The sequence below is a fragment of the Mycobacterium sp. E3198 genome, assembly GCF_001667015.1.
Classification (GTDB): Bacteria; Actinomycetota; Actinomycetes; order Mycobacteriales; family Mycobacteriaceae; genus Mycobacterium.
In genome coordinates this window covers 1-15,763 of record NZ_LZIS01000119.1, presented here as the reverse complement: position 1 = coordinate 15,763, position 15,763 = coordinate 1, and the positions used below count along the sequence as shown (strand labels likewise).

General features: G+C 70.2%; 16 protein-coding genes and 1 pseudogene. 5 read left to right on the top strand and 12 right to left on the bottom strand.

Annotated features, from left to right (window positions below; all coding sequences use genetic code 11):
- Positions 1 to 58 precede the first annotated feature (58 nt).
- A pseudogene (locus tag A5673_RS13750) lies at positions 59 to 754 on the bottom strand (bifunctional riboflavin kinase/FAD synthetase); the annotation flags it as partial.
- Positions 755 to 847: 93 nt separating this feature from the next.
- Between A5673_RS13750 and mntR the strand changes: the two are divergent.
- On the top strand, positions 848 to 1,552 hold the full coding sequence (gene mntR, locus A5673_RS13745; RefSeq protein ID WP_068232895.1) for a manganese-binding transcriptional regulator MntR: 705 nt from the start codon (positions 848 to 850) through the stop codon (positions 1,550 to 1,552).
- Positions 1,553 to 1,630: 78 nt separating this feature from the next.
- Here mntR and A5673_RS13740 read toward each other — a convergent pair whose 3' ends face one another.
- From A5673_RS13740 to A5673_RS13715, 6 genes are all read right to left on the bottom strand, one after another.
- Positions 1,631 to 2,884: an acyl-CoA dehydrogenase family protein gene (locus A5673_RS13740; protein WP_068232893.1), complete on the bottom strand. Its 1,254-nt coding sequence runs from the start codon at positions 2,882 to 2,884 to the stop codon at positions 1,631 to 1,633.
- A gap of 7 nt (positions 2,885 to 2,891) precedes the next feature.
- The gene (locus A5673_RS13735; RefSeq protein ID WP_068232890.1) at positions 2,892 to 4,082 is read right to left on the bottom strand and encodes a lipid-transfer protein; all 1,191 of its coding nucleotides are present in this window, start codon (positions 4,080 to 4,082) and stop codon (positions 2,892 to 2,894) included.
- A gap of 106 nt (positions 4,083 to 4,188) precedes the next feature.
- The gene (locus tag A5673_RS13730; protein WP_068232888.1) at positions 4,189 to 4,992 is read right to left on the bottom strand and encodes a crotonase/enoyl-CoA hydratase family protein; all 804 of its coding nucleotides are present in this window, start codon (positions 4,990 to 4,992) and stop codon (positions 4,189 to 4,191) included.
- Positions 4,993 to 5,002: 10 nt separating this feature from the next.
- Positions 5,003 to 5,893, bottom strand: a complete 891-nt coding sequence (gene truB, locus A5673_RS13725; RefSeq protein WP_255396644.1) for a tRNA pseudouridine(55) synthase TruB — start codon at positions 5,891 to 5,893, stop codon at positions 5,003 to 5,005.
- Between the two features lie 5 nt (positions 5,894 to 5,898).
- Positions 5,899 to 6,588 (bottom strand): 4'-phosphopantetheinyl transferase, encoded by a 690-nt coding sequence (locus A5673_RS13720; protein WP_068232885.1) that lies wholly within the window; start codon positions 6,586 to 6,588, stop codon positions 5,899 to 5,901.
- Complete coding sequence (locus A5673_RS13715) at positions 6,585 to 7,550, bottom strand: metallophosphoesterase (protein WP_068232882.1); 966 nt, start codon at positions 7,548 to 7,550, stop codon at positions 6,585 to 6,587. Before A5673_RS13715 ends, A5673_RS13720 begins: the two co-directional genes overlap by 4 nt.
- Before the next feature lie 122 nt (positions 7,551 to 7,672).
- Here A5673_RS13715 and A5673_RS13710 point away from each other — a divergent pair, with 122 nt between their 5' ends.
- Together A5673_RS13710 and A5673_RS13705 are read left to right on the top strand one after the other, a co-directional pair.
- Entirely contained in the window at positions 7,673 to 8,248 is a 576-nt protein-coding gene (locus tag A5673_RS13710; RefSeq protein ID WP_068232899.1) for a DUF3558 domain-containing protein, read from the top strand.
- Between the two features lie 27 nt (positions 8,249 to 8,275).
- Positions 8,276 to 9,952 carry a CocE/NonD family hydrolase gene (locus tag A5673_RS13705; protein WP_068232879.1) on the top strand — a complete coding sequence of 559 codons (1,677 nt, stop codon included), beginning with the start codon at positions 8,276 to 8,278 and terminating at the stop codon, positions 9,950 to 9,952.
- Between the two features lie 77 nt (positions 9,953 to 10,029).
- Here the strand turns inward: A5673_RS13705 and A5673_RS13700 are convergent, their stop codons facing one another.
- Together A5673_RS13700 and A5673_RS13695 are read right to left on the bottom strand one after the other, a co-directional pair.
- Positions 10,030 to 10,599: a DUF1802 family protein gene (locus A5673_RS13700; protein ID WP_068232875.1), complete on the bottom strand. Its 570-nt coding sequence runs from the start codon at positions 10,597 to 10,599 to the stop codon at positions 10,030 to 10,032.
- The gene (locus A5673_RS13695; RefSeq protein WP_068232872.1) at positions 10,596 to 10,865 is read right to left on the bottom strand and encodes a DUF2277 family protein; all 270 of its coding nucleotides are present in this window, start codon (positions 10,863 to 10,865) and stop codon (positions 10,596 to 10,598) included. Before A5673_RS13695 ends, A5673_RS13700 begins: the two co-directional genes overlap by 4 nt.
- 136 nt (positions 10,866 to 11,001) lie before the next feature.
- Between A5673_RS13695 and A5673_RS13690 the strand changes: the two genes are divergently transcribed.
- Positions 11,002 to 11,751, top strand: a complete 750-nt coding sequence (locus A5673_RS13690) for an enoyl-CoA hydratase (RefSeq protein WP_068232867.1) — start codon at positions 11,002 to 11,004, stop codon at positions 11,749 to 11,751.
- 9 nt (positions 11,752 to 11,760) lie between these two features.
- A complete protein-coding gene (locus A5673_RS13685; RefSeq protein WP_068232866.1) occupies positions 11,761 to 12,330 on the top strand; it encodes a hypothetical protein in 570 nt (189 codons plus the stop codon).
- On the opposite strand, the gene A5673_RS13680 is transcribed toward A5673_RS13685, so the two are convergent.
- From A5673_RS13680 to infB, 3 genes are all read right to left on the bottom strand, one after another.
- Complete coding sequence (locus A5673_RS13680; protein WP_156748184.1) at positions 12,327 to 13,316, bottom strand: bifunctional oligoribonuclease/PAP phosphatase NrnA; 990 nt, start codon at positions 13,314 to 13,316, stop codon at positions 12,327 to 12,329. The genes A5673_RS13685 and A5673_RS13680 overlap by 4 nt on opposite strands.
- On the bottom strand, positions 13,291 to 13,749 hold the full coding sequence (rbfA, locus tag A5673_RS13675; protein WP_068232859.1) for a 30S ribosome-binding factor RbfA: 459 nt from the start codon (positions 13,747 to 13,749) through the stop codon (positions 13,291 to 13,293). The genes A5673_RS13680 and rbfA overlap by 26 nt, the downstream gene beginning before the upstream one ends.
- Positions 13,750 to 13,800: 51 nt before the next feature.
- Positions 13,801 to 15,763: translation initiation factor IF-2 (infB, locus tag A5673_RS13670; protein WP_068232857.1), on the bottom strand; the 1,963-nt coding region annotated here is incomplete at its 5' end.

Below are 15,763 nucleotides of genomic sequence, written 5' to 3'. Positions count from 1 at the left end.
GGTTCACCGTGCTCGGGCACGGACCGGTGGCCGGCACCGTCGTCCCGGGCGAGCGCTACCAGGCCGCGTACACGCCGTCGGCCGGGATGGCCGAATACATCGGCGGGGCCACGTTGGCGGTGGGAAAGCCCAGCTCCATGCCCCGCCCCTCGCCCCGGACGACGACGCCCTCGACGCGATGCGGGCGGCCCAGGGCCTCGGTGGCGGCTACCACGTCGCCGGCGTCCACGCAGGAACGGATGTAGGTGGACGAGAACGTCACGGTCTCGTTGCTGTGATGCTCGGACAGCAGCGACATCGACTCCACCGCGAATCCGAACCGGTCGCCGGCGCGCCGCAACGTCTCGACGTTGCCGGCCGCCTTCTTGCCGAACGTGAAGTTCTCCCCCACCACAACCTCCACCACGTGCAGGTTCTCCACCAGCAGCTCGTGGATGTAGCGCTCCGGGGTGAGCTTCATGAAGTCGCTGGTGAACGGCATCACCAGGAAAACGTCGATGCCCAGCTCCTCGACGAGCTCGGCGCGGCGGGTCAGGGTCGTGAGCTGCGCGGGGTGGCTGCCGGGATAGACCACTTCCATCGGGTGCGGGTCGAACGTCATCAGCACGGTCGGCACGTTGCGGGCGCGGGCGGCCTTCACCGCGTGCGCGATCAGCTCGGCGTGGCCGCGATGGACACCATCGAACACCCCGATGGTGACCACGCATCTGCCCCAGTCCGTGGGAATCTCGTCTTGGCCGCGCCACCGCTGCACGACCGCTAGCCTACGGCGCCACACCGGGGTGTGGCGCGCCAGATCGGAGCGCGGCACCCCGAATCAGGGGTGGGTTGCCTAAACTTTCTGCTTGTGAGGGCTGACGACGAGCCTGGCGGTATCACCGCGGTCGGCCAGGACTATTTGAAGGTCATTTGGAATGCGCAGGAATGGTCCACCGACGGGTCCGCGCAGAAGGTCAGCACCAAGATGCTGGCCGACCGGATCGGGGTGTCGGCCAGCACCGCCTCGGAGTCGATCCGCAAGCTCGCCGAGCAGGGCCTGGTCGACCACGAGAAGTACGGCGCGGTGACGCTGACCGAGGCCGGGCGCCGGGCGGCCCTCGAGGTGGTGCGCCGCCACCGGTTGTTGGAGACCTTCCTGGTCAACGAGCTCGGCTACGGCTGGGACGAGGTGCACGACGAGGCCGAGGTGCTCGAGCACGCGGTATCGGATCGCCTGGTCGCCCGCATCGACGCCAAGCTGGGGTATCCGCAGCGCGACCCGCATGGCGACCCCATCCCCGCCTCCGACGGGCAGGTGCCCACGCCGCCGGCCCGCCAGCTGTGGGCCTGCGGCGACGGGGACACCGGCACGGTCGCCCGCATTTCCGATTCCGATCCGGAGATGCTGCGCTACTTCACCGACGTCGGCATCCACCTGGACTCGCGGCTGCGCGTGCTGACCCGCCGCGAATTCGCCGGCATGATCTCCGTCGCGATCCAGGCCGCCGACGGCGCCGAGTGCACCGTCGACCTGGGCAGCCCGGCCGCGCGCGCGATCTGGGTCGTCGCCTGAGTCCTAGCGCCGAGCGTGAACCCACTGCGAGATTTCGGCAAATTTTTCGCGCTCACTTCACGCTCGGCGCGAAAGGGTTCAGCTCAATAGGCCCTTGGCGATGTGGGTGACCTGAACCTCGTTGCTGCCGGCGTAGATCATCAGGGACTTGGCGTCGCGGGCCAGCTGCTCCACGCGGTATTCGGCCATGTAGCCGTTGCCGCCGAACAGCTGCACGGCGTCCATCGCGACGTCGGTGGCCGCCTCCGAGGAGTACAGCTTGATCGCCGACGCCTCGGCGAGCGTCAGCGGTTTGCCCGCCTGCTGCCGCTCGATCGTCTGAAACACCATGTTCTGCACGTTCATCCGCGCGATTTCCATCTTGGCCAGCTTGAGCTGGATCAGCTGGAACTGCCCGATGTTGCGGCCCCACAGCGTGCGGGTCTTGGCGTAGTCCACGCACAGCCGGTGGCATTCGTTGATGATGCCCAGCGCCATCATCGCGATCCCGATGCGTTCCGCGGCGAAATTGTCGCGGGCGCTGTCGCGGCCGTCCCCGCCGGCGTGCTGGCGGTTCTCGCCGAGCAGCCGGTCGGGCGTCAGCCGCACGTTGTCGAAGAACAATTCGCCCGTCGGCGAGGACATCATGCCCATCTTCTTGAACGGCTTGCCCTGCGTCAGGCCCGGCATGCCCGCATCCAGCACGAAGATCAGCACCGGCCGGTTGCGCTTGTCCACCTTCTTGTCCGGGCCCGCGTCGCCGTCGTCGAGCTTGGCGTAAACCACCAGGACGTCTGCGCAGGGCCCGTTGGTGATGAAGGTTTTCTGCCCGTTGAGGATGTAGTCTTCGCCGTCGCGCTTGACGTAGGTCTTCATGCCGCCGAACGCGTCCGAGCCGGAGTCCGGCTCCGTGATGGCCCACGCCGCGATCTTCTTCAGCGTCATCAGGTCGGGCAGCCAGCGCTCCTTCTGGGCCAGCGTTCCGCGGCTCATGATGGTCGCCGCGCCCAGTCCGAGGCTGACCGACGCGGTGCTCAGCAACCCGATGCTGACGCGGGCGATTTCGGAGACCAGCACCGCGACCATCGAACCCTGCGCCCCGAAACCGCCTGCGCCGTCGCCCTTTTCCTCGGCCGCCTCACCCGCTTGCCTGGCGCGCTCGCGTTCCAGCATCGACTTGACGGACTCGGCGGCCATCGCGTCGAGGCCGAACTGGCTGAACAGCTTGCGGGCGATCGGATAGGGCGACAGCTCACCCGTCTCCAGCTCGTCGAGGTGCGGCCGGATCTCCTTGTCGACGAACTGGCGAACGGCATCCCGGACCATCAGGTCCGTCTCGGACCATTCGAACATCGCGCCCTTAGCGCTCGGCGCGCTGGTAGGCGGTGACGACGGCGGCCCCGCCCAGCCCGATGTTGTGCTGCAGCGCCGCGGTCACGTTGTCGACCTGCCGCGCCTCGGCGGTTCCGCGCAGCTGCCAGGTCAGCTCGGCGCACTGCGCCAGCCCGGTCGCGCCGAGCGGGTGTCCCTTGGAGATCAGCCCGCCGGACGGGTTGACCACCCAGCGGCCGCCGTAGGTGGTGTCGCCGTTGTCCACCAGCTTCGGCGCCTCGCCCGGGGCGCACAGGCCGAGGGCCTCGTACAGCAGCAGCTCGTTGGCCGAGAAGCAGTCGTGCAGCTCGATCACCTGGAAGTCCTCGGGGCCCAGCCCGGACTGGTCGTAAACCTGTTGCGCGGCTTGCACGTTCATGTCGTAGCCGATGAGGTTCTTCGCGCTGCCGTCGAACGTCGAGGCGAAGTCGGTGGTCATCGCCTGGCCGACGATCTCCACGGCCTGGCCGGCCAGCCCGTGGCGGTCGACGAAGCTCTCCGAGGCCACGATCGCCGCGCCCGAACCGTCGGACGTGGGCGAGCACTGCAGCTTGGTGAGCGGGTCGGAGATCATCCGCGACGCCAGGATGTCGTCGAGCGTGTAGGACTCCTGGAACTGCGCGAACGGGTTGTTGGTGGAGTGCTTGTGATTCTTGTAGCCGATCTTGGCGAAATGCTCTGCGGTGGTGCCGTATTGGCGCATGTGCTCGCGGCCGGCGGCGCCGAACATCCACGGCGCGACGGGCATCGCGAACTCGTCGATCTCGGCCATCGCCTTGACGTGTTTGCCCATCGGCGACTCGCGGTCGGAGGCGCCGCCGCTCAGCGCGCCGGGTTGCATCTTCTCGAAGCCGAGCGCGATGGCGCAGTCGACGATCCCGCCGCGGACGGCCTGCGCGGCCAAGAACAGCGCCGTCGAGCCGGTCGAGCAGTTGTTGTTGACGTTGACGACCGGGATGCCGGTCATGCCCAGCTCGTAGAGCGCCCGCTGCCCGGACGTCGAGTCGCCGGCGACGTAGCCGACGTAGCCCTGCTGCACCTCGCGGTAGTCGACGCCGGCGTCGGTCAGCGCGTTGGTGCCCGACTCCCTCGCCATGTCCGGGTAGTCCCAGCCCTCGCGGCGGCCCGGCTTCTCGAATTTCGTCATGCCGACGCCGACGACGTAAACCTTGTTGGACATAGCACGCCTTCCCGGAGATGTGGGGCGAGTTGACACCCGTCTGGTCGGGAGCTTAGCCGGGTCAACGTGGTCGCTGGAACCCCCGTCGCTGCCGGGGCGCCCGACGTCAGGCGGGGTCGGCGAAGACCGGGTCCTCGCCCGACATTCCGGCGACCACGGCGGCAAGCTGATTGGGCTTGCCGAGCAGCCCGACTTGCAGCTCGGATTCGCGTTTGAGGGCGGCCGCGGCGTCGTTGCTGAGCCACGTTTCGTCGTAGAGACGCTTGGCGGCGCGAACGGCGTCGGGAGATTTCCGCGCGATCTCGTCCGCGAGTTGCTTCGCCGAGGCCAGCGGATCGTCGCTGTTTCGCGTGACCAGTCCGAGCGCCAAAGCTTCGCTGCCGAGCACAATGCGGCCGGTGAAGGTCAGCTCCTTGGCAACGTCGATGGGGACGAGCCGCGGCAGTGTCTGCGTGATGCCCATGTCGGGGACCAGCCCCCACTTGACCTCCATGATGGACAGCTTCGCGTCCGGTGCGGCGATCCGGATGTCGGCGCCCAGCGCGATCTGCAGGCCGCCGCCGAAGCAGTTCCCGTGAATCGCCGCGATGACCGGCGCCGGCACCAGGGACCAGTCGTAGGCCACCCGTTGCGCGAAGTTGGCCACCCGGTCGCCGTCGCGTTCCAGCAGCACCCCGGTGCCGCCCTGTCCAGACATGAAGCTGGCGACGTCCAGGCCCGAGCAGAAGCTCTTGCCCTCGCCGTGCAGCACGACCGCGCGAACCGATTTGTCTTCTGCCAGTTGCCCTGCCGCATTCATCAAGCCCTCGAACATGGCTTGGTCGAGCGCATTGTGCTTGTCGGTGCGCACCATTGTCACCATGGCCACGCCACCGTCCCCGACGCGCACGCGGACCCTGTCTTCGCTCACCCGTAAGAACCTACCGCGACAGCGTCGAGGGGCGAATCACCACGACCGACTTGGTCCGCGAACCGTCGTCGCGCAGCAGCGCGATCACCCGGCCGCCGGCGTCGGCGGCGGCGTAGACCCCGTCGATCCCGGCCGCCGGCAGGGGCCTGCCGTTGCCGGCCGCCTCGGCCTGCTCGGCGGACAGGTCGCGGCGCGGAAACAGCAGCAGGCACGCCTCGTCCAGCGGCCAGGTCAGCCGCGGGCGCTCGGCCAGGTCGTCCAGCGAGTGCGCCCGGTCCAGCCCGAAACGCCCGACGCGGGTGCGCCGCAACGCCGTCAGGTGCCCCCCGACCCCGAGCTCCGCGCCGAGGTCGCGGGCCAGCGCGCGGATGTAGGTCCCCGACGAGCAGTCGACCTCGACGTCGACGTCGACAACGTCACCGGCCCGGCGCACGGCCCGCACGTCGAACCGGTCGATGCGCACCGGCCGGGCCGCCAGCTCGACGGCCTGACCCTCCCGGACCAGCCGGTAGGCGCGCCGGCCGTCCACCTTGATCGCGCTGACCGCCGACGGCACCTGCTCGATGTCGCCGCGCAGCCCGTCGATGGCGGCGCCGATCGCCGCGTCGGTCAGGTGTCCGGCCGGAACAGATTGCAGCACTTCACCTTCGGCGTCCTCGGTGGACGTGGTCTGGCCCAGGCGGATGGTGGCGGCATACGACTTCGACGCCGCGGTCAGCAGGCCGAGGATCTTGGTGGCCCGGTCGACGCCGATCACCAGCACGCCGGTGGCCATCGGGTCCAGCGTCCCGGCGTGGCCCACCCGGCGGGTGGCGAAGATGCGCCGGCACCGCCCCACCACGTCGTGACTGGTCATCCCGGGCGGCTTGTCGACGACGACTATTCCCGGACCGATGCCCAGACCGGTCAAAGCACGATCCCGGTGATCACCAGCCCGCGCTCGACCGACCAACGGCCCCGCAGCGACGTCAGCGGCGGACCCGACAGCGCCTCCCCGTCGATCAGGATCTTGGAGACGAACGCCCCGGTGGTCCGCGAATCGGGGTCGAACACGATGTGGGCGTCCTCGAAACCCAGCCACCGCTTGGTCAGCGGGAACCAGGCCTTGTACGTCGCCTCCTTGGCGCAGAACAGGATCCGGTCCCAGTGCAGCCCCCCGGGCAGCGCGGCGATCTCGTGGCGCTCCTCCTCCAGCGCGATCGCGCCCAGCACGCCGTCGGGCAGCACGTCGTGCGGTTCGGCGTCGATGCCCACCGAGCGCACCGCGCCGGCGCGGCCCACCACCGCGCCGCGGTAGCCGGTGCAGTGGGTGAGGCTGCCCACCACGCCGTCGGGCCAGCAGGGCTCCCCCTTGTCGCCCTTGAGGATCGGCACCGGGGGCAGCCCGAGCTCGCCCATCGCGACACGGGCGCAGTGCCGCACGGTGATGAACTCGTTGCGCCGCTTGGCAACCGACTTGGCGATCAGCGGCTCCTCTTCGGGCAGCGGCGTCAGGCCCGGCGGGTCGGAGTACACCTCGGAATAGGCGAGATCCGCCGAACCCGAAGAGAGCAGGGCGTCGGGCAACACCGACGACACCAGCGTGCGGCCCGTCATCGGGATTGCCGCTGCCGCACTCGTTCCCGGAACTGCACGGCCTGCTTGCGCATCTCGGGGGTGATCACGAAGTGACCGCCGAAGTCGTTGAGATAGCCCGGCGCGTACTGGGGATCCGGTAGCACCTGGCGCAACCAGCTGTACGGCTTGCGGCGGCGCCACTCGCGCGGGTAGCCGACCGACACCTCCTCGAAGCGCACGTCGTCGTACCAGGTGGTGCGCGGGATGTGCAGGTGCCCGTACACCGAGCAGATGGCGTTGTAGCGGGTGTGCCAGTCGGCGGTCTTGGTGGTCCCGCACCACAGCGAGAATTCCGGGTAGAACAGCGCGTCGCAGGGGTCCCGGACCAGCGGGAAGTGGTTCACCAGGACGGTCGGCGTCATCCAGTCGAGCTCCTCGAGGCGGGCCCGGGTGGCGGCCAGCCGCTCCCGGCACCAGGCCTCGCGGCTGGCGTAGGGCTCGCAGGAGAGCAGGAATTCGTCGGTGGCGACCACGTTGCGCTCCCGCGCGATGGCCAGCCCCTCGGCTTTGCTCGTCGCACCCTCCGGCAAGAAGGTGTAGTCGTACAGCAGGAACATCGGCACGATCGTGGCCGGGCCGCCGCGTTCGGTCCACACCGGGAACGGGTGCTCGGGGCTGACCACGCCCAGCTCGTCGCACATGTCGACCAGGTAGTCGTAGCGGGCCCTGCCGAAGACCTGCATGGGGTCGCGGCTGGTGGTCCACAGCTCGTGGTTGCCGGGCACCCAGATCACCTTGGCGAAGCGCCGCCGCAGCAGGTCAAGCGCCCAGCGGATGTCGTCGGTGCGTTCGGCGACGTCGCCGGCGACGATCAGCCAGTCCTCCGGCGAGGACGGATGCAGCGATTCGGTGACCGGCTTGTTGCCGAGGTGGCCGGTATGCAGGTCGGAAACCGCCCACAGCGTCGGCTGCGCCCCGTTGGTCGATTCCGATGTCACCACGACTAACCAGCCTAACGACTCGCTCCGCCGAGCCGGTTTTGCGGCGGGCCCTTGCCTGCCGGATTAGAACGTGTTCTCGTGTACACAACTCGCAACGGACGGCTGAGGCCTCAGGGGGTGTGGTGTTCGCCAATCTGCGTCTTATCTCCGCGCTGGGCGCGCTGGCCGCGGCGGTGGCGGTGGGTTGGCAGAGCGCGCCGCCGGGGCCGAGCGGGGGTGGGCCGGTCGAGCTGCGGTCGACGGCCCAGCCGATGGAAACCACCATGAAGAGCCCCATCGTCGCGACGACCGACCCGCGCCCCTTCGACGCGTGCGAGGACATTCCGTTCGACGCCTTGCAGCGCCTCGGGCTGGCGTTCACGCCGCCCGAACACGAGGACGGGCTGCGCTGCCACTTCGACGCGGGCAACTATCAGATGGCCGTCGAGCCCATCATCTGGCGGACCTACGAGCAGTCCCTGCCCCCCGACGCCATCGAAACGACGATCCAGGGTCACCGCGCCGCGCAGTACTGGGTGATGAAGCCGACCTATCACAACAGCTTCTGGTTCTTTTCCTGCATGGTCGCGTTCAAGACCAGCTACGGCGTGCTGCAGCAGGCGCTGTACTTCTCGACGGTCTACTCCAACCCGGAGGTCGACTGCATGTCCACCAATGTGCAGCGCGCCAACGACCTGGCACCGTATTACAAGTTTTAATCCGGCGAAGAACCTAGCCTGGGGGTCGTGAGTACGACCTCCACCCGTCTCGCGCACCGCACCCCAAGCCCGCTGAGCCGTGTCGGCGACGCCGCGCTGGGCCGCGTGTTGGGCCTGCCGCGGGCGACCACCGACTACACCGTCGAGCGCGTCGACGTGCCGATGCGCGACGGGGTGCACCTGGCGGCCGACCACTACGCGCCCGCCACGTCGAGCCCCAAGGGCACCTTGCTGGTCCGCGCGCCGTACGGCAGGGCGTTCCCGTTCTCGCTGGCATACGCCCGGCTGTACGCCGCGCGGGGGTACCACGTCGTGCTGCAGAGCGTGCGCGGCACGTTCGGGTCGGGCGGGGACTTCGAACCGATGGTCAACGAGGCCGCCGACGGCGCCGACACCGCCGCGTGGCTGCGCGAGCAGCCGTGGTTCACCGGTCGATTCGCCACCGTCGGGGTGTCGTATCTGGGCTTCACCCAGTGGGCGCTGCTGCAGGATCCCCCGCCGGAGCTGGCCGCGGCCATCATCACCGCCGGTCCGCACGATTTCAACGCCTCCGTGTGGGGGACGGGTTCGTTCGCCATCAACGACTTCCTGGGCTGGAGCGACCTGGTGTCGCACCAGGAGGACCCGGCGCGGGTGCGGCTGGCGCTGCGCCAGCTGCGGGCCCGGCGCAAGGTGGCGGAGGCGGCGGGTGCGCTGCCCCTGGGCGCCTCGGCGCGGGCGCTGCTCGGCACGGGTGCGCCGTGGTTCGAATCGTGGGTCGAACACGAGGACGCCGCCGACGCGTTCTGGGACTCGCTGCGGTGCCGCGAGGCGCTGGATCGCGTGCGGGTGCCGGTGCTGCTCATCGGCGGCTGGCAGGACCTGTTCGTGCGGCAGACGCTGCAGCAGTACGCGCACCTGCGCGACCGGGGCGTCGACGTCGCGCTGACGATGGGTCCCTGGACGCACACCCAGCTGCTCGGCAAGGCGCTGCCGATCAGCGCGCGGGAAACGCTGGACTGGCTGGACGCCCACCTGGGCGGCGCGCCGCTGCGCCGGCCCAGCAGGGTGCACGCGTACGTCACCGGCTCGGACGGGGGTCAGGGCTGGCGCCACCTGCCCGACTGGCCGCCGGCCACCACCGAACGGGCGCTGTACCTGCGGCCGGGCGGTCACCTGGGCGAGACCGCGCCGACGGGCCTGAAACGACCGGCGCCGGCGACGTTTCGCTGCGACCCCACCGACCCGACGCCGACCGCCGGCGGTCCGCTACTGGCCACGAGCGGGGGTTACCGCGACGACAGCCGCCTCGCCGAGCGCGACGACGTGCTCGCCTTCACCGGCCTCACCCTCACCCACGATCTGTACGTGTACGGGAACCCGGTGATCGAGCTGGCGCACAGCTCCGACAATCCGCACGCCGACCTGTTCGTCCGGGTGAGCGAGGTCGGGGCCAATGGCCGGTCGCGCAACGTCAGCGATGGATACCGGCGGCTGAGCGGCAAGACGAAGACGGTCCGAATCGAACTGGACGGCATCGCCCACCGGTTTCGCGCGGGGTCGCGCATCCGGGTGCTGATCGCGGGCAGCTGGTTCCCGCGTTACGTGCCCAACCTCGGCACCGACGAACCGTTGCTGACGGGCCGACAGTCCACGCCGGCCACCCACGCCGTGCACTACGGCCGCTCCCGGCTGCTGCTTCCCGTCGGGCCCGGCGCGCCTTGAGCCGACGGCGCCGACCCGCAGCGCCCGGTCCCCCAGCTTCGCGGGGGTACCCCCAACGCCGCGCTTGCGATCGCCGCTCAGCCGACCGCGTCGCGGACCCGGCGGGCGACCCGGTCTAACGCGGCCTCGTCGCAGACCGGCGCGCCCAGCCGCACATCGGCCGGTGTCAGCGGGAGTTGCACCCAGCTGGTGCACCCCGCGTACTGCGGGGTCCGCGTGATCCGCACCGGCTCGGCCAGCGGGATCACCGACACCACCAGCACGGCCAGCTTGTGCTTGGGCCGGAAGTCGAGCCGGTCCTCGCGCACCGACTCGGCGGTCCAGATGTGCAGGTCCTCGATCGCCGCGAGGCCATCGGGCCGGTTGACCTCTTGTGCCGCAACGACTTTCGCGGCGGCCCGCAGCACCAGCTGATCGTCGGTGCTGTCGGCGGCCCCGGCGTCCAGCAGGTCGCGATGCTCGGGCCGGACGCGCTGGGCGTGGCTGTGGGCGACCGTCGGGAACAGCACGAACTCCCGGGCGGCAAGCTCGAAGCGCTTCTCGCCGATGCCGCCCTTGCGCAGCAGCACGCGCTGCCGGCCGTCGAGCAGCGCGTGCACCACCGCGCTCCACTCCTTGAGCGCGGGCATGGTCGCGGTGAGCGTCATGTCGCGCCGGCGAGGCGGGCCACCACCTCGGGCCGGCGCAACGGCGGCACGGTCCTGGGCGGCCGGCGCCGCGGCGGCAGGGCAGCCAGCAGTCGCGTCGTCGTCGCGGTGACCTCGGCGATCGCGGCCTCGAACGCCTCGGCGTTGGCGGCCGAGGGGTGGGTGATGCCGCTGACCTTGCGCACGTACTGGCGCGCGGCCGCCGCGATCTCCTCCGGCGTGGCCGCCGGCTGCAATCCACGCAGTTCGGTGATGTTCCGGCACATGGGATCCACGATAAGCGCGGTAGCCGGTCGCCGATGCCCATCGAGCCTGCGCTCAGCGCGGGGATTTCGGCGCATCGACGCTCCCAGCGCAGGCTCGGCGACGTCAGCGCCGCGGGCCACCCTCTACGGTGAACACATGACCGACGACATCCTGCTGATCGAGACCGACGAGCGGGTGCGCACCCTGACCCTCAACCGGCCGCAGGCGCGCAACGCGCTGTCGGCGGCGCTGCGGGACGAGTTCTTCGGCGCCCTGACCGACGCGGAGACCGACGACGACGTCGACGTGGTCATCGTCACCGGCGCCGACCCGGTGTTCTGCGCGGGGCTGGACCTCAAGGAACTGGGCGGCGAGTCGGCGCTCCCGGACATCTCGCCGCGCTGGCCGCCGCTGACCAAGCCGGTGATCGGCGCGATCAACGGTGCCGCGGTCACCGGCGGGCTGGAGCTGGCCCTGTACTGCGACGTCCTGATCGCCTCCGAGCAGGCCCGGTTCGCCGACACGCACGCCCGGGTGGGGCTGCTGCCCACCTGGGGGCTGAGCGTGCGGTTGCCGCAGAAGGTCGGCATCGGCCTGGCCCGGCGCATGAGCCTCACCGGCGACTACCTGTCGGCCGCCGACGCGCTGCGCGCCGGCCTGGTGACCGAGGTGGTCCCGCACGACCGGCTGCTGCCCACGGCCCGCGAGGTGGCAGCCTCCATCGTCGGCAACAACCAGAACGCGGTCCGGGCGTTGCTGGCGTCCTATCACCGGATCGACGACTCGCAGGCCAGCGCGGGGCTGTGGATGGAGGCGATGGCGGCCAGGCAGTTCCGCACCAGCGGCGACGACATCGCCGCCAACCGCGACGCCGTCCTGCAACGCGGTCGGGCCCAGGTGCGTTAGGAGGAGACGATGCGCGGCCACACCTTGCGGGCCCTCGGAGGCCTGACCCTCGCGGCAGCCGCAGTGGCGTCGGCACCCCCGGCCGCGGCGCTGCCCCCGCCGGGATTTCCCGATCTGAACAGGTTCATCGCCGTCCCCGTGGACGGCTACGCCGTGACGCCGAGCCAGGGCGGCGGGCGCCGCATCAGTTTTTCGGTCACGCCGACGCTGGTGTGCGACTTCTACGGGGGCCCGGCGCCCGCGCCGCAACCGTCGCAGGACATCAAGTGCAGCGGCGACGCGCCCGGCATGGACGACGTGCCGTTCCCGGGCGGGGGCCACCCGAAGCCGGGCGATTGCGTCGTGGGCGCGGTGAATTTCAAGGGACCCGGCTACGAGCTGAGCCGCATGACCTACGGCGGGTGCGACGGCAACCCGCCCGCGCTGCCTTCGGGCGGCAAGCCGTTGCCCGCGGGCGCGAAATTGTCCTACCTGAACGTGACGTGCGCGGTCGACGGCGGCAACGTCGTCGCCTGCCTGGACACCACCAGCGGGGACCACGGCTTCGTGCTCGACCCGTCGGGCAGCTGGGCCTTCTAGCCGAGCGCCGCGCGCAGCGACGCCACCGCGTCGTCGATCGAGCCGTCGGTCGAATAGCCGGCGGCCAGCCGGTGTCCCCCACCGCCGAACTCTGAGGCGACCGCCGCCAGATCCACGTCGGCCTTGGCCCGCATCGACACCGACCACCGCTGCGGGTCGACCTCCTTGAAGACGGCCGCCACCTCCGCCTGCTGCGTGGTCCGCACGATGTCGACGATGCTCTCGACTTCCTCCGGGCGGGAGTCGACCCAGTCCCGATGCCCGACGACGGCGTAGACCAGCCCGCGACCGCCGACCGCATCGGGCAACAACTGCGCCGAGGCCAGCACCCGCGACAGCAACGGCAGCCACCCGAACGGGTGCGTGTCCATCAGCGTTCGGCTGATCTCGGCGTTGTCGACGCCGACGTCGACCAGCCGGGCAGCCAGCCGCAGCGCGCGGGCGCTGGCCCAGCGGAACGAGCCGGTGTCGGTCGTCAGCCCGGCGTAGATGCAGTGCGCCACGTCCAGATCGATCGGCTTGCCCCACGCGTCGAGGATGTCGGCGATCATCATCGTGGTGGAGTCCGCCGACACGTCGATGAAGTTGGCGCTGCCGAACATCTCGTTGGAGGCGTGGTGGTCGATGACCAGCACCCGCCGGCCGGGACCGGCCAGGTCGCTCAGCGCCCCCAGCCGCTTGACGCTCGGAACGTCCACGGTCACAACCAAATCGACGTCGCGGCTCATCCCGTCGGGGCTGACCAGCAGGTGACATCCGGGCAGCGACGCCAGCGATTCCGGCAGGGTCGCCGGCGCGGCGAAGCCGACCTCGACGCGCTTGCCGCACTTGTCCAGTACCAGGGCCAGCGCCAGCCCCGCGCCGATGGTGTCCGCGTCGGGGTGGACGTGGGCGACCACCGCGATCGTCTCGGCGCCCGACAGCAGCTCGGCGGCGCCGCGGGCGTCGACGCCCACTACGTCAGTCTTCGGGTCGATCGCCGTCACCGGTGTCCCTCACACGATATGGATCGGCGTCACCGGCCGGCTTGGCACCCGAGCGGACCCGTTCCAGGTCGGCGTCCGCGGCGCGGGCGCGCTCCAGCAACTCGTCCATGCGCTGCACACTGTCGGCGGTCGTGTCCCGGCTGAACGTCAGCGTCGGCGTGAAGCGCACCCCGGTGCCGGCCCCGACCATGGTGCGCAGCGCGCCCTTGGCCCGCTCCAGCGCGGCCGCGGCGGCGGCGTAGTCGGGCTCGTCGTCGAGCGTGCGGCCCATCACCGTGTAGAACACGGTCGCGTCGTGCAGGTCGGCGGTCACCTTCGCGTCGACGATGGTCACCCCGTCCAGCCCGGGATCCTTGATCTCGAACTCGATCGCCGAGGCGACGATCGTGAAGATCCGTTTGGCCAACCGTCGCGCGCGGGCGGGGTCAGGCATCGTGATTCACCGCTTCCTCCTCATCACTTCGTTCTGCATCGTCAGCGGTGGTTAGGCGCGCTCCTTCTGGACCAGCTCGTAGGACTCGATGATGTCGCCCTCCTTGATGTCGGAGTAGCCCAGCGTCATACCGCATTCGAAGCCCTCGCGGACCTCGGTGACATCGTCCTTCTCCCGGCGCAGCGAGGTGATCGAGAGGTTGTCGGCCACCACGATGTTGTCCCGCAGCAGCCGGGCCTTCGCGTTGCGGCGCACCACACCCGAGCTGATCATGCAGCCGGCGATGATGCCGACCTTCGAGGACCGGAAGATCGCCCGGATCTCGGCGCGACCCAGCTGGTTCTCCTCGTAGATCGGCTTGAGCATGCCGCGCAGGGCCTTCTCGATCTCGTCGATCGCCTGGTAGATAACCGAGTAGTAGCGGATCTCCACGCCCTCGCGGTTGGCCAGCTCGGTCGCCTTGCCCTCGGCGCGCACGTTGAAGCCGATGATGATCGCGTCCGAGGCCGACGCCAGGTTGACGTTGGTCTCCGTGATGCCGCCGACGCCGCGGTCGATGACGCGCAGCGCCACCTCGTCGTCGACCTGGATGCCCATCAGGGCCTCCTCCAGCGCCTCGACCGTACCGGCGTTGTCGCCCTTGAGGATCAGGTTCAGCTGGCTGGTTTCCTTCAGCGCCGAATCCAGGTCCTCCAGGCTGATCCGCTTGCGCGACCGCGCGGCCAGGGCGTTGCGCTTGCGCGCGCTGCGCCGGTCGGCGATCTGCCGGGCGATGCGGTCCTCGTCGACCACCAGGAAGTTGTCGCCGGCGCCGGGCACCGACGTGAACCCGATGACCTGCACCGGCCGCGACGGCAGCGCCTCCTCGACGTCCTCGCCGTGCTCGTCGACCATGCGCCGGACGCGGCCGTAGGCGTCGCCGGCGACCACCGAGTCGCCGACCCGCAGCGTGCCGCGTTGGATCAGGACCGTGGCGACCGGTCCGCGGCCGCGGTCGAGGTGCGCCTCGATCGCCACACCCTGGGCCTCCATGTCGGGGTTGGCCCGCAGGTCCAGGGCGGCGTCGGCGGTCAGCAGCACCGCCTCCTCGAGTGCGGAGATGTTGGTGCCCTCCTTGGCGGAGATGTCGACGAACATCGTGTCGCCACCGAAATCCTCGGCGACAAGCCCGAACTCGGTGAGCTGACCGCGGATCTTGGCCGGGTCGGCGCCCTCCTTGTCGATCTTGTTGACCGCCACCACGATGGGCACGTCGGCGGCCTGCGCGTGGTTGATGGCCTCCACCGTCTGCGGCATGACGCCGTCGTCGGCGGCGACCACCAGGATGGCGATGTCGGTGGCCTTGGCGCCGCGGGCACGCATGGCGGTGAACGCCTCGTGACCCGGGGTGTCGATGAAGGTGATCGGCCGCTCGGTGCCGTCGAGGTCGACGGCGACCTGGTAGGCGCCGATGTGCTGGGTGATGCCGCCGGCCTCACCCTCGCGCACGCTGGCCTTCCGGATGGTGTCCAGCAGCCGCGTCTTACCGTGGTCGACGTGACCCATGACGGTCACCACCGGCGGACGGGTCTGCAGGTCCTCCTCGCCGCCTTCGTCCTCGCCGTAGGTCAGGTCGAAGGATTCCAGCAGCTCGCGGTCCTCGTCCTCGGGGCTGACGACCTGGACGACGTAGTTCATCTCGCTGCCCAGCAGCTCGAGCGTCTCGTCGCCGACCGACTGCGTGGCCGTCACCATCTCGCCGAGGTTGAACAGCGCCTGCACCAGCGAGGCCGGGTTGGCGTCGATCTTCTCGGCGAAGTCGGACAGGGACGCGCCGCGGGCCAGCCGGATGGTCTCGCCGTTGCCGTGCGGCAACCGCACGCCGCCGACGACCGGCGCCTGCATGTTCTCGTACTCGGCGCGTTTTGCCCGCTTGGACTTGCGGCCGCGCCGCGGCGCACCGCCGGGCCGGCCGAACGCGCCGGCCGCGCCGCCGCGCTGGCCGGGACGGCCACCACCGCCGCCGCCACGTGGG